General features: G+C 61.6%; 12 protein-coding genes. 3 read left to right on the forward strand and 9 right to left on the reverse strand.

What is annotated here, in order from left to right; translation table 11 throughout:
- Positions 1-124: 124 nt before the first annotated feature.
- Positions 125-739 carry a LysE family translocator gene (locus tag D3227_RS20255; RefSeq protein WP_120016067.1) on the reverse strand — a complete coding sequence of 205 codons (615 nt, stop codon included), beginning with the start codon at positions 737-739 and terminating at the stop codon, positions 125-127.
- Positions 740-808: 69 nt separating this feature from the next.
- Positions 809-3,100 carry a cation:proton antiporter domain-containing protein gene (locus tag D3227_RS20260; RefSeq protein ID WP_120016068.1) on the reverse strand — a complete coding sequence of 764 codons (2,292 nt, stop codon included), beginning with the start codon at positions 3,098-3,100 and terminating at the stop codon, positions 809-811.
- Positions 3,101-3,278: 178 nt separating this feature from the next.
- Here D3227_RS20260 and D3227_RS20265 point away from each other — a divergent pair, with 178 nt between their 5' ends.
- From D3227_RS20265 to D3227_RS20275, 3 genes are all read left to right on the forward strand, one after another.
- Positions 3,279-3,467 carry a hypothetical protein gene (locus D3227_RS20265; RefSeq protein ID WP_120016069.1) on the forward strand — a complete coding sequence of 63 codons (189 nt, stop codon included), beginning with the start codon at positions 3,279-3,281 and terminating at the stop codon, positions 3,465-3,467.
- 295 nt (positions 3,468-3,762) lie between these two features.
- Complete coding sequence (locus D3227_RS20270) at positions 3,763-5,982, forward strand: sensor domain-containing diguanylate cyclase (protein WP_120016070.1); 2,220 nt, start codon at positions 3,763-3,765, stop codon at positions 5,980-5,982.
- A gap of 341 nt (positions 5,983-6,323) precedes the next feature.
- Positions 6,324-7,055, forward strand: coding sequence for a DUF2270 domain-containing protein (locus tag D3227_RS20275; protein WP_120016071.1), 732 nt, complete (start codon positions 6,324-6,326; stop codon positions 7,053-7,055).
- A gap of 89 nt (positions 7,056-7,144) precedes the next feature.
- On the opposite strand, the gene D3227_RS20280 is transcribed toward D3227_RS20275, so the two are convergent.
- The 7 genes from D3227_RS20280 to D3227_RS20310 all read right to left on the reverse strand — a co-directional run bounded on the left by D3227_RS20280 (position 7,145) and on the right by D3227_RS20310 (position 15,029).
- Positions 7,145-7,879 (reverse strand): ATP-dependent DNA ligase, encoded by a 735-nt coding sequence (locus D3227_RS20280; RefSeq protein WP_245451811.1) that lies wholly within the window; start codon positions 7,877-7,879, stop codon positions 7,145-7,147.
- A gap of 198 nt (positions 7,880-8,077) precedes the next feature.
- The gene (locus tag D3227_RS20285; protein ID WP_120016072.1) at positions 8,078-8,416 is read right to left on the reverse strand and encodes a slr1659 superfamily regulator; all 339 of its coding nucleotides are present in this window, start codon (positions 8,414-8,416) and stop codon (positions 8,078-8,080) included.
- 18 nt (positions 8,417-8,434) lie between these two features.
- The gene (locus D3227_RS20290) at positions 8,435-8,995 is read right to left on the reverse strand and encodes a slr1658 superfamily regulator (RefSeq protein ID WP_208646401.1); all 561 of its coding nucleotides are present in this window, start codon (positions 8,993-8,995) and stop codon (positions 8,435-8,437) included.
- 2 nt (positions 8,996-8,997) lie between these two features.
- A complete protein-coding gene (locus tag D3227_RS20295) occupies positions 8,998-11,364 on the reverse strand; it encodes a SpoIIE family protein phosphatase (protein WP_120016103.1) in 2,367 nt (788 codons plus the stop codon).
- Positions 11,361-12,539 carry a class I SAM-dependent methyltransferase gene (locus tag D3227_RS20300; protein ID WP_120016073.1) on the reverse strand — a complete coding sequence of 393 codons (1,179 nt, stop codon included), beginning with the start codon at positions 12,537-12,539 and terminating at the stop codon, positions 11,361-11,363. The genes D3227_RS20295 and D3227_RS20300 overlap by 4 nt, the downstream gene beginning before the upstream one ends.
- Positions 12,536-13,057 (reverse strand): ubiquinone biosynthesis methyltransferase UbiE, encoded by a 522-nt coding sequence (locus D3227_RS20305; RefSeq protein ID WP_120016074.1) that lies wholly within the window; start codon positions 13,055-13,057, stop codon positions 12,536-12,538. The genes D3227_RS20300 and D3227_RS20305 overlap by 4 nt, the downstream gene beginning before the upstream one ends.
- 229 nt (positions 13,058-13,286) lie before the next feature.
- Positions 13,287-15,029: a putative bifunctional diguanylate cyclase/phosphodiesterase gene (locus D3227_RS20310; RefSeq protein ID WP_425374530.1), complete on the reverse strand. Its 1,743-nt coding sequence runs from the start codon at positions 15,027-15,029 to the stop codon at positions 13,287-13,289.
- Positions 15,030-15,289 lie beyond the last annotated feature (260 nt).

Raw genomic sequence — 15,289 nt, forward strand, 5'->3', positions numbered from 1 at the left:
TTTGCGCTGAAGCTCATCGTCGGCTCCTCCTCGGTAACGAAGAATAGCCGATCTGGCGCAACTTTGAAGCGAGGCGTCGAAGCTGCAATCTCCCCTCTCGTGGAGGAAATCGGCCGACGCAGCCTCAGTTCCTGAGCGCAATCGTCGCCGCGGCGCCGCCCATGCACACGGCGGCGCCGCGGTTGAACAGGCGCGTGGCGCGTGGCGACTGCAGGGTGTGGCGGGTCCTCGCCCCGGCAATGGCGAACGGGAACTGCACCGCCGTCAGGATGATTGCGGTGATGGCCAGCAGGACAGGCACGTCGAGCGGCGACAGCGTGCCGACGTCGACAACCGTCGGCAGGATGGAAATGTAGAACAGCACGGATTTGGGATTGCCGAGCGTGACCAGGACACCGGAAACGAACGCGCTTTTGGCGCCGCCGGCTTTGCCCGCGCCAGTCACATTGAATGTCTCGCCCGAGGTCCAGAACTGCACCGCCAGATAGCAGAGATAGGCGACACCTGCCCATTTGATGGCGATCAGGAGAAAGCTGAAAGTCTCGGCGATGACGGCCAGGCCAGCGAGCACGGCGGCGAGATAAAGCACGTCGCCCAGCACCATTCCGGCGGTCATCCAGGCCGCCTGCCGGTAGCCGCTTTTCAGTGCCTGCGCGACGATGGCGACAATCTGCGGACCCGGAATGATGGCGGCGATCGCCAGCGCGCCGGAATAGGCGGCAAAGCCAGACAAAGTCATTCTTGTCTGCCTTTCGATGACCAGAGGTGAAAACGGAAGCACCGACAATCGGAGCGCGGGACGGCCCTGTCAACCGGTGCCGGAGCGCGATGGCGCGCGGGCGGCGTCGTCGCGGGGCACCCGCTCGTCGGAAAGTAGCACCACCGGGCAGCGGCAGCGCTGCAGCACATCGCTCGTCGTCTCGCCGAACATCAGTTCCTCGCCCGGGCGCCGCGCCACGCCCATGACGATCAACACCACCCCCCTGCCAGCCTGGCGGGCAATGGCATCGGCGGCGGCGGCCCTGCTGCGGATGGCGGTCTCGACTTCGACGCCGTAGCGGTCGGCAAGCGCGACAATGTCCTTCAGCACCGCCTCCCTGCGGCGATGCGAGACCGTGTCGCGCGGCTCGTCGCGGCCGACCCGCGCAACATAGAGCATCTTGACCGGCGCGCCGGTGACGCTGGCAATGGCAAGCGCCAGCTCGGCGCCCCGGCGGGCGACCGACGTGCCGTTGACCGGCACCAGGATCCGGCCCGACTCGGGGCCGAGCCTCGGCATCTGCCGGCCGGCGGTGGCGGGTTTCAGCACCAGGCATAGCGGACCGTCGAAGGCGCCGGCTATCTCGTCGATACGGCGGGTGAAGCCGCCCTTGGTGGTGAGCGCGCGGCCGAGGCCGACAAGCAGCATGCCATAGCCCTTGCGCGCCTCCTTCGCCACCGTCTCGGCCGACACGGGCGTGCCATGCCGGCGGGTGACGGGAGCCCTCGCGGCGGGCTGCTCGGCGGCCACCTTCGCCGCCTCACGGTTGTCCTCGGCGCCCTTCTCGATCTCCTCCAGCTTCGACCCCACTCCCGGGTCGGACTCGTTCTCGCCGCCGGCATGCAGCACCGTCATCGGCTTGCCAGCGCCGATCACGCCGGCCATGTAGGCGGCGAAGCGGCCGACGACGCCCTCGTCTGCCACCACCAGCAGCCGCTCCAGATTGGCAACGAAGCCGCGCTGGTCGATCTCCTCGCGCTCCAGCCTTTTCTTCTCGGCCTCGCCGATCGACAGCCGGCCAAGCGCCCAGCGAAGCGTGGGCGGCATCGCCAGCGTGGTGATGACGGCCATGGTGACGATCATGGTGAAGAGGTTGTGCGAGAGCACGCCGACCGACAGGCCGATCGAGGCGACGATGACCTCGGTCGAGCCGCGCGCATTCATGCCGCAGCCCACCGCGACCGCCTCGCGAAACGACATGCCGGCCAACTCCGCTCCGATGAAGGCGCCGCCGAACTTGCCGAGGCTGGCAATGGCGACAAGCGCGACGGTGAGCAGCGCCAGTTGCGGGTCGACCAGCACGGTGAGGTCCGCCGACAGGCCGGCGACGCCGAAGAAGACCGGCATGAAAAGCGCCGTGATGACGCCGCGCAACTGGCCTTCGATGTGGCGCGACAGGATCGGCGATTCACCGACAAGGATGCCGGCGACGAAGGCGCCGAGCACGGTGTGGACGCCGATCAGGTCGGTGATCAAAGCCATCGCGCACATGATGACGAGGATGACGGTGACGACGGCGAATTCGCTGCTGAAGCTGTCGTTGGTCCAGCGGATGGCATCGAAGACGATGCGGCGGCCGAGCGTGAAGGAAAACACCATGAAGGCGGCGACACCGGCCAGCGTGACGACGAGATTGCCGATCTCGATGCTGCCCTTGGTCGCGATGCCGATGGTGATGGCGATGATGACCCAGCCGATCGTGTCCTCGATGATCGCCGAGGAGACGATAATCTGGCCGAGGTCGCGGCGCATGAAGTTCATCTCGCGCACCACCATGGCGACGATCTTGACCGAAGAGATGGAGAGCGCGGTGCCGAGGAAGAGGCCAGCGACGACGCGCTCGCTGCCCGCGGCGAGCAGCGAGGCCGGCATGGCCTGCGCGGCCGCGAAGCCGAGCACGAAGGGGATCGCCACTCCGGCGGCGGAGATGGAAAAGCAGGCGCGGCCGACCCTGCGCACCAGTCGGAGGTCGGTCTCCATGCCGGTGAGCAGGAGCAGCATAAGCACGCCGAGCTGGGCGATGGCATTGATCATGCTCTTTTGCGAGGCGTCGCCGGAGAAGACCACCCGCTCCGCCTCCGGCCACAGCCAGCCGAGCAGCGAGGGCCCGAGGAGGATGCCGCCGATGAGCTGGCCCATGACGGCCGGCTGGCCGATGCGTTCGAGCAGTTCGCCGAGACCGCGCCCGACGACCAGCAGAAGGATGATCTCGAGAACGAAGATGCCTTCGCTCGACATGCCGGTCTTGTCCGCCGGCCAGGCCGCGGCCGGGGCCAGGAACAGGGCCGCCGCCGCGATCCCGACTGGCCAGCGCCATTTGTGCAGGAACGAAAGAATCATGCACCCCTCATTCTGTCGGAAACAACGGCCGCAGGCGATATCGGTTGCACAGGTTGCTCCCCGTGCAGCGCGCCCGACGACGTCAGGACAATTCAATTCAAATGCGGCTGTGGATGTTTGCTTTCGGGTAAAGCGAGTCGCGCATGTTCGTTGCACGGCGGGCAATAAGGAGAAGCTAATGAAAAGCGACTTTGCCGCCGCTCGCCTGCATCTGGAGCGGGCCTGCCACTATCTGCGCGGCGACGACGAAACGAGCAGCGAGGCCGTTTCGGCACTCGACCTGTTGATCGAGGCGATCGTTGCTGCTCAGTACACACGGCCGGCGGCGGAAGTGGTGGATTTTCCACGGTCGGCAAGGCTGCGGTAGTCCCACGAAGCCCGGACCGACGACACTGTCGGTGACCAGGCACTCCCAAAGGCCGTCACGCACGGCCGCAAGCGACATGGCAGAACAGCGAGGCCGCTTCGGACGGGAGCGGCCTTTGTTATCGGACGCGGGTCGGCAATCACCCATCTTTGATCGCTCATGAAAACGCTGCGGGACAGGTTTCGGGCTTGGTCGCCGTTAGTACGTTAATAAGCATTTGGTAATAAAAGACCGACAATGAAATACAGGCTCGATCCAGCGCACAGGATGCCGGCATTCCCGGCGGATTCGTACCATGCGCATTAGAAGCCAGATCATCCTCACCATGGTGAGCGCGGCGGCCTTGATCGGGCTGGTTGGCGGCGTCGCCATCTTCACGCAGATCGCGGCGACCAAATATCTGGGACTGACCGAAGCGACCAATGTCGCGCAGGAACTGGCCGACACGATCGTCTTCAAATCATCCGACGGGACGCCTTCACTGTTCGAGCGGCCTGAGGCGCTCAAGCAATTCATGCAGCACCAGCACCGCCGCATGCATCGGGATTTCCTGGTCCTCGACCGCAACAAGATCGTCGTCGCCCATGCCGCCGACGAAGAGCACCATATCGGCGACAAATTCGATCACGACCCCGGCAACGAAATCGGCCAGACGCTGGACGACGGCGTCCCGCGCAGGTTTGTCGACCCGGAGGAAGTGAACGCCATACTCGCCGTGCCGATCGAATATCCCGCGGATACGATCATCGGCGCCGTGCTTCTGGAATATGACCCTGTTCTGCATGCCGCCGAACAGCGCACCAATAGCCTGCTCTGGCTGGTTGGCCTCAGCGCGGCGGCGGCCGTTCTGGTCGCGGTGGGGTTTGCATGGATGCTGCTCAGCCGTTTCGGCGCCGGTCTCAACGATATGATACGTGGCATGGAAGCGCTGGCGAAAGGCAATGCCATGACGCGCATCAGCCATGCCCGCAAGGATGAATTCGGGCAGCTGGCCGATGGGTTCAACACGATGGCGGACCAGCTTGCATCGGCGCGGGCGCATGTCGAGGATATCGTCGAGACGGCGGCCGAAGGCATCGCGGTACTGGACGGCGACGGCCGCATCGCCAGCGCCAATCCGGCGGCGGCAACGATGATCGGGCGGCGCGCCGACAAGATCGTCGGGCAGCAATGGGATGCGGTGCTGACGGTGTGCGACCCGAGAGGCGGCGCGTTCGCGGTCGGCGCTTCTCCCGTCGAAATGGCTTTGGCCACAGGCCGCCAGCACCAGGGCGAAGTGCGCCTGACGAGATCCGACGGCTCGCATCTGCCGGTCATCGCCAGTTGCAGTCCGCTCAGCCGATCCGACGGTGGCCTGGTCCTCACGCTCAACGACATCAGCGAGCTGCGCCGCGCCGAAGGCGTCGTCAACGAGCGTGCCGATCAACTGGCAATCCTCAACCGCGAGCTGCACGAGAAGTCGGAAACCACGACCCGCCTGGTGAAGCTTGGCGAGCTGTTGCAGGCCTGCGTGACCTTTCCTGAAGCCTTTTCAGTGGTCGGCACCGCCATGACAGAGTTCCTGGGCGGCTTGAGCGGAACCGTGCATTTGACCAGCGCCTCGCGCAACCTGGTCGAGGAAATGGCGTATTGGGGCGACGTCCGGTCGAGCGTCACCCAGTTTGCCCCGGAGGACTGTTGGGCGCTGCGGCGCGGCCAGGAGCATGTCGCCGGCCCTGGCATGCTGACGCCGCGCTGCGCCCATATCACCGAGAACGGCAAGAAGGGCTATGTCTGCATGCCGCTGGCGGCGCAAGGCGAGACGCTGGGCATCCTGCATCTGTGCGAGCCGAATGCAGCCGACAAGCCGCAATGGCTGGCTGAACGGCAGCAGATCCTGCGCGGCGTCGTCGACACGCTGGCATTGGCGCTGGCCAATCTGCGCCTGCGCGAGACGCTGCGGCAGCAGTCGATCCGCGATCCGAACACCGGGCTGTTCAACCGGCGCTATCTCGAGGAAACCAGCAGCCGCGAACTGCGCCGGATGGAGCGCTCGGCGCAGCCGCTGACAATCCTCATGCTCGACGTCGATCATTTCAAGCAGTTCAACGACACGTTCGGCCACGAAGCCGGTGACCTCGTGCTGAAACAGGTCGCCGCGACATTGATCGAGCACGCCAGGGACAGCGATGTCGTGTCGCGCTACGGCGGCGAGGAATTCGCAATCGTCATGCCGGGATGCTCGATCGAGGAAGGCGCCGAGCGGGCGGAAGCGCTGCGCCAGTCGATCAGGCAGCTTCACCTGACGCATCGCGGCCGCACGCTGGGCACCGTGACGGTCTCGTTCGGGGTCGCCGCCTACCCCGAGCATGGAGCGGGCTGGGCCGAAATCACCAATGCCGCCGATCACGCGCTCTACGATGCCAAGGGCGAAGGACGCGACCGGGTCGTCGTCGCCAAGACCAGCACCCCCAGCGAGCGACCCACGATCCAGCTGGTAGCGGCCGCGAAAGCGAGTGCGGACGTCAAGGGCTGAAGCACTTCGCCTTAAGCGAGAGCGACAGAGGAAGACAAGCAGCGAGTCCGAGCGACTACGAGCCGCGTTCAGGCGTTCCGGAACTGGCTGACAGAGAAGGGCTGTTCTCACAGCCACGCCAATGGCATAATGGGGTTAGGGCCTACACTTTCTTCATTCCATGGCCCCCTGTCCTGGGTGACCGGCGAAACCCACCCCCCGCTCGTCGGTCGCCCTATCTTTTCCAAGCCAGACATTCTGAGCCGCGCTGGAACATTTCAGCCCACCGCGCGTTGCATCTTTTGGGGTATGGCCGGCGTCGTTTCGGCTGGCCATTGCGTTCGGGAGGCGCATGGCAGGGGATGTCCCAGGTCCAGACCGTGAAATCCACCGAGGCGGCAGCAGCGCCGCGGGCGTCGGATGCGTTCGCGATGAAGCTCACGTCGTCGGAACTGGCAACGACGATGTCGCATTTCCATCGCGCCGAGATCGGCCGCATGGCCGGCTGGCGCGACAGGCTTGACCGGACCAGCAACTGGGCGATCACCGTCGTCGCCGCCATGCTGTCGGTGTCGCTGTCGACGCCCAGTGCCCATCACGGCGTGCTGCTGTTCGCCATGCTTTTGATCACGCTGTTGTTGTGGATCGAGGCGCGGCGCTACCGCTTCTTCGACGTCTACCGGGCCAGGGTGCGCCAGTTCGAACGCTATTACTTCGCGCAAATCTTCTCGCCGCAGCCGGACTACGCCTCCAACTGGCTGGCCATTGTCGGCGAAGGCTTACGCTCGCCGCGTTTCCTGATCTCGCAGCGCGCGGCGCTCGTGCGGCGGCTGCGCCGCAACTACATCTTCATGTACACGATCCTGATGCTGGCCTGGGTGCTGAAGATCACGACGCCCAGCCTGCAACGCGAAGGATCGCCGATCGGCTTCGGCGCCTCGTTCCTCGACGCGATGCGGGTAGCATCGCTCGGCCCAGTGTCCGGCATCGTTGTCGCGTGCATTGTGGGGTTCTGCTACGCCGCGCTGGTTGCCGCGGCCTTCCTCGTCAGCAGCGAGGAAGGCGAGTTGTCGCATGGCACCGTGCATGTGTGAGCGCGGCAATCCGCCATCGCTCCGAAACGTTCGGTTCCTGTTTCAGCGACATTGTCGAGCGGAAGTCCTTGGCGCTGTTGCGGTTGGGATCAGGGCTGGTCCGGCACGGCAGGCCGAGATGGCGCAGAATATTTGGCCTTCAGCCATGTGTTCGATGGTCCGCTCCTGTAGCGGCTGTCGGCACGCTTCGAGATGATGCCCTCGAGCCCCCTATTCCCGATGGCGCGGAAGATCGCTAGCGCACTGCCCTCGAAATGCTCGCTGTACTGGATCTTGCCGAGGCCCGGCTCAACCAGTTGCCACAGCGCCTGCTTGCGCTGCAGCAGGGGCAAGGGGGCAAGATTGCGACCGTCGAGATGAAGGATGTCGAATGCGACGAACACCAGCCGGCTCGGCGCGTTCCAGATCGCGGCTTCCAGCGCAGGGCAATCCGGAGTGCCCTGGTCGCCGGTTACAATCACCTCGCCGTCGAGAATGGCAGCCCTGCACGGCAGCTCGACTGCCAGGGCGATGGGCCAGTATTTTGTCGTCCAGTCGTGGCCGTTCTTGCTGTAGAGACGCACGCCGCCTTTATCGATGATGATCTGTGTCCGGTAGCCGTCGAACTTGACCTCGTGAACCCATCCCTCATCTTCGGGCGGGTGCTCTACCGGAGTCGGGATCTCCGGCGGAATGAACTCCAGCCGGCCGCCGTTGACCTTGGCACGCTTACTCAATGACGCCACCTTTGACCGTGCAGCGGCGACCGACCGGCACAGGCAGCCGGACATCCCCCCAACCTGAATGCCTGCCGCCTGTGCCGAGCCCCCGCCGAGCCATTGCAAGCATCTACGCACGAGGCCGGATTGTCGTTAGCTTCGCATCCAAATACTTGTCCTGGCGTACATATCTCGCGGAGGCGCGGCGTTCCTGCACCGTTCTCACTATCGGTGCGGGGCTCCCGCATCGTTCCCCGGCTGCCCTATGCTATCTCGGGTTGCCGCAAGCCCACGCAGTCCCCCGGCAAATTTCGGGCGACCTGGTTAGTCCATCAAAAGCACCAGAGCGGGATGCAGCTTCTTCAGATTCGGCAATGATTTCGATTGCCAGGGTATGTCGGGCGTTCCACGCACGGTGAATCGAACATCGGGATGCTTGCGCACCTCGATCGTAAATTTCGCCAGCAGGTTGATGCCGGAAGAATTGAGAAACTGAAGATCCTTTAAATTGAGCGTAACGGAAGAGGGATTTGAGGCAAGAACACTGATCGCCAAAGCCATGATGGGTGCACCAGCCTCGGAACTGGCAAGCCGCATTGCGCCGTCGAAAAAGATATCGCATCCCTCAATCCACACGCGGTAGTCGTCTGTCTTGATTTCCATAGCCTGGCTTCGTTTCATCTAGTTGTGAGTTTGCGAGATCGGAATGGAGGCATATGTCTCCAGGCAAATCCGATCGCTTTCGTCGGCAGAGCTGAATATCCAAGCCAAACGCGCGTCATAGTCGCTCATCAACGTCAGCAATCCGAGTCCGGAGCGTACCACGTCGGGGTTCGCAGCATTCGCTTCAATTCGCTGTATCAGCAGGTCTTTGGGGTCGCCAACCGTGATGTCCGCCAGGAGACTTTGGAACTCGGACGCGTTTTGACCATCGAGGTCATTCGACACCTTGAGCTTGAAGCACTCCGAATCCATCGACGCCTCGATCACGATTTCGCCCGGTGCGCGAAACTTGACGGCATTTTCGATGAGCTCGTTGACCAGATATCCGATGCTGTGCCGCACTTCCCTGTAGTCATTGCGGGACGTCTGAAAGCGCAATGCGAAAAGATCGGCGATGAAGTCCGAAGTCGTCGCACAATGACGCCAACTCAGGTCGAGAGGTCCGTCGAACAGCCGCACCCGGCTGACGCTTTCCATCATCCCGATAGCAAGGTCAGGGGTACCGAACAGCGTGGTCATTCCTATGTGTGCCTTATGATTACGAGGGTGATGTCGTCGTGGATCTTCTGGATTCCGATATGGGCCATAAGATCCTCAATGATCCCGGTTTTGATTTCCTCTGCGCTCCTGCCATAACGTTTTCGTGCGCTCTGGCAGAGGCGCTCGAACCCGAACAGTCTTCGGTCCTGGTCTTCCGCCTCGGTCACACCGTCCGTGTGCAGCACGATCACGTCGCCACTCCCGAACAGGATGTCTCGCGTGGCAATGAACTGCGAGATGTCATGCTCCAGACCAACCGGTAGACCAAGATCAAGCGTATCGATGCGTTCGACTTCCCCACCCGCACGGACGACGAGAACGTCCTCATGCTGACCAGATAGCGTTACCTGCCCATCCTCAAAGTCAAGAAAGGCCAGCGAGAGATGCTTATCGGTGTTTGTCCGCTCGATGTTCTTGTAGATCGCTCTGTTCAGCCGATTCAGAAACTGGTGCGGATCCCCTTCGTTGGTCTCCTGCAGCGCGCGTGCAACGGATTGGACCATCAGCATCAGCACACCGCTCTCGAGGCCATGACCGGTCACGTCGCCGATGCCGATCTTGACCCGTGACCCGTTCTGCAGGACGTCGTAGTAGTCACCGCCGACCTCGTCGGCCGGCCGCATGTAGGCTGCGATCTCGAGCCCTGGAATCGCTTCGAGTTCGAATGGTTTCGGCAGGACCATCATCTGGATCTGCCTGGCAACTGCGAGCTCGGCACCGAGGCGAACGTTCTCGTCCCGCAACTTTTCGTTGAGTGCCGATATCTCCTGATTTGCGTCCCCGAGCTCTCTGGTTCGGTCGTCGACGAGTTGCTCGAGGTTTTCCGTGTGAAAGCTGATCTGCTCAGCCATCCGGTTGAAAGCGATCCCTGCCGCTCCAACTTCGTCGCGCGTCGGAATGCTCACGCGGACTGAATAATCTTTGGACTGGAGCCGCTGGGCGGCGCTGGCAAGCGCCCTGAGGCCCGCGGTGATCCGTTTCGAAATTCCGAGCACGGCCGCAAAAACAATCAGAAGCGAAACGACGATCGCGGCGATCTGAAACAGCAGGATACGATTGGTTGCGCGAGAAATACTCTCCTGCGCGGCGAACAGGGCCGCAAAGATCTCCCGTTCGGGAACGACGATACCGACCGACATCGTTTCGGACTTGATCGGTCCTGAACTCCACAGATTGGTCGGCTTCAATCTCTTGAGGACAACCATGTAAGGTACGCGTTCGCCCTTGTTGTCGAGCATGATATGCTGAATGACACCGTCATTGTTCTGGTCGAGAGGCAGCGACGCGATAGCCAGCTGCGTGCTTCCCCGCAGGGACCTCTCCAGGCCGGTGACGCCCTGCGTGCCCGCATCGCTTGACGACGTCAGGCCGATGATCGCCTGGCCTGACGGATTGATCGCCACCACGTTGCCCGTCGACATCGTCAGGAAGCCGAACCCGGTTTCGGCGATCTTCACGCGTTCGACGACTTCCGCAAGCTGGTCGAGAGTGATGTCTGCCCCGGCAGTACCAGCGATACCGGTGCGATCGCGCGTCCACAGCGGCTGGAAAAAGCTGACGATCAGCTTTCCCGTGATTGCATCAGTGTAGGGCGCTGTCTGAGTAATGTCGTCGGGGACCGGACGTGAGGCTGGATCCCTGGCCCATTGCTGCCATGACCCATAGATACCCGGAAAAAAGAACTCCCAGAACTCCGCCTTGTTGTGGCCAGGATAGAGCCGGTCGAAGGTCTGTGCCTGGTCCGTATACGGTACCGTCCTGAAGATCGGCCGTTCTTTTGGACCAATATAGTACATCTGCAGCTTGGACGACCCGCTGGCCATGAGAGTCGGCGCGACGAGATCGATCACGGTACTGTCTTCTATTTCCTGCTGAACGCCCGGCAGCGGATTGTGGTCGGCACCCAGCAGGTAGCCCCAGACGCTTACCACGGAAGGCGCGCCCGGCAGGTTCTGCGCCCAATCGCCTTGCGCGTCGTAGACGACCTTCACGGAGCCGGGCGCCCCATGCGAAAGGGTCGCTCCGACCTGTTGCTGCCTCATCGGATCATCGATCTGGGCCTGCAGCACGCCGGCCAGCGCCTTGACGTCCCCATGAACTCGATCTAGCAGCAGGTCGACACTTGACGCTGTCGACTCGGCATAGGAGCGAATGTATTCCTGGTTTGCGGTCGTCAGGCCCTCACCGACTTCCGACGTGGCGTCGCGCGACAGCTGTTGAACGTTCCAAAGCGCCAGACCACCGCTCAGCAGGAGGTCGAACAGTACGGCGCCGCCAACGACCAATACGAACTTCGCTCGAAAGGAGCGCAGGCCGAAGCGCGGTGTAGACTCATTGTCGGCTTTCATTGCGGCCGTCGCCCCGATGCGACCCAGATCGGCCAACCCGCATAGCCCTTGGGATGGAGCGCAGCGAAAATGTGGTCCTGGAAGCCCTGCCGGAACCGTGCGACGAACTCCGGACAGTCGCCGCGTTTGCTCGCCATCTCGCCCGCATAGACATCGGCCCAAGCCGCAATGACATCGGCAAAATCCTGCGAATCGCCGTCCAGGTTAGTAACCATGAAGGTCTCGACACGGATGTCTTCGAATCCGGCTTCGATCAGGTATCGCCGGCTCTTGGGCCCAAGCTCGACGTCCATCTCGAAATGCCCGAACAGCTTCGCCACCTCGTTGTAGGTCCAACGAATGCTTTCGGCGCGTGGCTCGCCGAGGCAATGCGAATTCTTCTCGTTGGTGATGTAGACCCGCCCGCCTGGCTTGCATATGCGGTAGAGCTCCTTGAGGATGAGTTCAGGTCGATTGAAGATTTGAAGGGAGTGTCGGCAGGTCACCAAGTCGAACTGCGCTTCGTCGAGCAGCATCTCCGACGCATCGCCATAGGTATATTCGATGCCCCGGATATCGAACTCCCGCATCACGCGTCGAGCATAGTCCAGGCTTGATATGGAGTGGTCGAGGGCGACGATCCGTGATGGCTGGAACTCCTTCTGCACGAGCACGGCGAAATCACCGATCCCGCAACAGATGTCGGCCATGACAATCCCGGGCCTCATGCCGTGTCGCGGCAAGATCGCGCGCTCGTGGCGCCATGTCATCTTTGTCTGTGTGCGCAGAATTGGGACGAACCCGCCTTCCTCAAGGAAGCCCTGCCCCGGATAGAATTCGCTGTCATACTCTTCGACCGTGATGTTCGGTTCGATTCCACTCAAGCGACCGAATTTTCGCGAGGTCCATCCGACGACGCTTGACGTGATGACGACGAATTTGAGATCGGGCCGAGCGCGACAAGCGTCAATGATGATCCTTGAAAAGGCGTGAAATGCAGCGTTGTTCATCTGCGTCAGGCGTCTGACGTTGACGTAGAGAACGCCGCGCACACGGCCGATCGCATCGCGGAGCAATGCTATGCTGGGCCCTAGCTCATCGATCGCCTGAGGCCGGACCACCCCCGATATGGAGAACTCCTGGTTGTTGGCGTCGTACTGCGCCTTGAAACGCGGGAGAAGATCGTAAGGGCTCAATTTCGCAGGCCCTCAAGCGGAAGATCCACGACAAGCTTGATTGCATCGCCATCGGCATCCTCGACCCTGAGTGTCGCGTTGTAGTCGACAGCCAGTTCCAGGAGTACGATCTCCCGGCTCGGCGCGAGATCGCCAGACACTGAATTGAGGTATCGCTCCCTGGCCTCTATGCCTGCGACTTGCGACACGGCTTCTTCGTAGAACCGGCGCTCCTCTGGCACGCAAGGAAATATCAGCTCGATCCTGTCCGTCGCGCCATGGCGGGACACCCTGCATGCCAGTTCGCCGTCGGCATGGCGCGTACGAAAGGCGACTTCCAGCAATTCGTTGAAGGCAGAGGAAAAGAGACTTGAATGCCGGACCGAGTCTGACCTGTTTTGACTGATCATCCGGGCCATGTATGTCGAGACATAATCGCAGTGTCTCCATGCGGAGACGAAAGCTTTGATTTCCATGTCAATCTGGATCATGGGCTCAAAAGCCGGCCCGCCAGCCAGGTCATGATGAACAGGTCCCATCGGCATCCTCCCTTGTTCCATCAGTACTGAGCCCTGGTGGGGCGGTGACGTCCGAGGCGGAAAATTTCACCGCGCCCCGTTATGAGTCAGTCTCGCATCGACTCCAAGAATTGCGCGGTATCTGCCTCGATCGTTTCTACAAATCTCCACTTCACCGTTAACAAAGGGTGCAAGGCACTAGGGTGTGTTGATATTCAGGTGATGCCGGCCTTACCTGAATCTGAACACCCTAGACCGCCCGATTTGATCCCTCCATCGCTCGTACCACCCTCAGCGGGGACCGCCTGATGAAATCGCTGGTTGCCTCGGCTCCGAGCGGGCGTCCCAGGAAATTCCCTTGCAGGCAATCGCAATTCTCCTTGATCAGCCACCGTGCCTGTGCCGACGTCTCGACCCCCTCGGCGGTAACGCTTATTCCCAGGCCGTGCGCCAGATTCATGATCGATCGCACGATGGTCTGGCTTTTGAGATCGGTCTCCAGGTCCGCGATGAAGTATTGATCGATCTTCAACGTGTCGAAAGGAAAATTCTTAAGGTAGCTCAAAGATGAATAGTATGTTCCAAAATCGTCGAGTGATATTCGTATTCCCAAGACGTTCAGAGTATTTAATGTGTCGATATTGTCGATCGTCTTCTCAAGAAGAACCGTCTCAGTTATCTCGAGTTCAAGTCGATCTGCTCGGATTCCAACTGCGTCGATGACCTGAGCGACCGTGTCCGTCAGCGAACCGCTAAGGAACTGAGCCGGCGACAGGTTCACCGCGACCGTCAGCGAGGAGGGCCACGTCAATGCCTGGCGACAGGCTTGCTCGAGCACCCATCGTCCAATCTCGTCCATCAGACCGTCTGCTTCGGCGATCGGTATGAACACGCCGGGCGGAATGATCCCGATCTCGGGATGCCGCCACCGCAGCAGCGCTTCGAAACCGATCACCGACGAGGGAGGCCGAATGAGCGGCTGATACTCCAGATAAAGCTCGCCCCGCTCCAGAGCGGTTCGAAGGCTGCGCCTCAGATTCTCGCGTTGCTCGAGCAACAGCAGCATCGAACGGTTGAACGTTCGAGCGCAACCGCGCCCATCCGTCTTGGCTGCGTAAAGTGCAATGTCAGCAGCTTTCATCAACTGCTCGCCATCGGCCCCGTGCTCCGGCCCGAAAGCAATTCCGATACTCGAGCCGACGAAGACGGCAATGCCGTTGATGACGAACGGCTCCTTGAACGCGTCGACCAGCGATCCGGCGAGGCGCTCGGCTTCCGCGGGCTGATCCTTTCCCAATTGGATGACAGCGAACTCATCGCCAGCATACCGGTACGCGGACTCGCCGTCCTGCAGCGCGTCGCGGATTCGACCTGCCGCGAGTTGAAGAAGCGTATCGCCTGCTCCATGGCCGAGCGTGTCGTTGACCGCTTTGAAATCGTCAAGGTCGATTTGCAGCAGGGCGGCTTTCGGTTTTGGTCCGCCGATGGCCTCCAGTGCCTGCTGCAGCCGCTCGCCGAATCTCCGCCGATTCTGCAGTCCGGTCAGCACGTCGTGAGTCGCCTGGTGGAGCAGAATTACATGCTCCTGCTCCTCCGCCGCGCTCCGCCCGCCGTGCGCGCTTGATTCGATGATTCCCACACCATTTGCGGTAGCGAAGACGAAAGCGGACCGTGGCGCTTCGCCCGACGATCGCGGTAAATCGATGCTGGTCGGAGAGCCGCCGTGGAGCACACGAAGAAATTCGTCGCGATGCCGCGCATCGAGGAAGCTCGGGTAGATCTCCCAAACGGCGGCGCCCGGCGCCACCGCGCCTCCGTACACGCCTTTGAGCCTGGTTGCGTAGTGCGTCAGGTTGAAGTCGCGGTCATAGAACGACAAAAGTTCGGTCGTATACGCCAAAAGGGCAGCGAGAAGCGCTTCGCCGGCACGTGGAACATCGCTTGAGGAAGGCCCCTCACTGTCCGTGCCGACGCCTGATGCCTCTGGATGCAAGAGCCACCTCCATAGACGGTGCAAATCCGCGTCCCCCAGTCGAGAAATAGCATAACTATCAAGCTTGGCAAACTTTCAACTCGCAGTCTTAACAAGCGCCGCATGCGGCGTAGTTGCAATGTACGCGCCGCTGCAATTGGCGGAAAATTATCGATAACGATGAACAGTCGCAATTCGTTAATAAATCGGGAATTGGCGGGAATTAGCCATATGATTGATGGCGCGGTGAACGCGACACGAAGTATTGTGGTCTATCAGGC

Origin of the sequence: Mesorhizobium waimense, from assembly GCF_003601975.1 — a bacterium.
GTDB lineage: Bacteria > Pseudomonadota > Alphaproteobacteria > Rhizobiales > Rhizobiaceae > Mesorhizobium > Mesorhizobium waimense.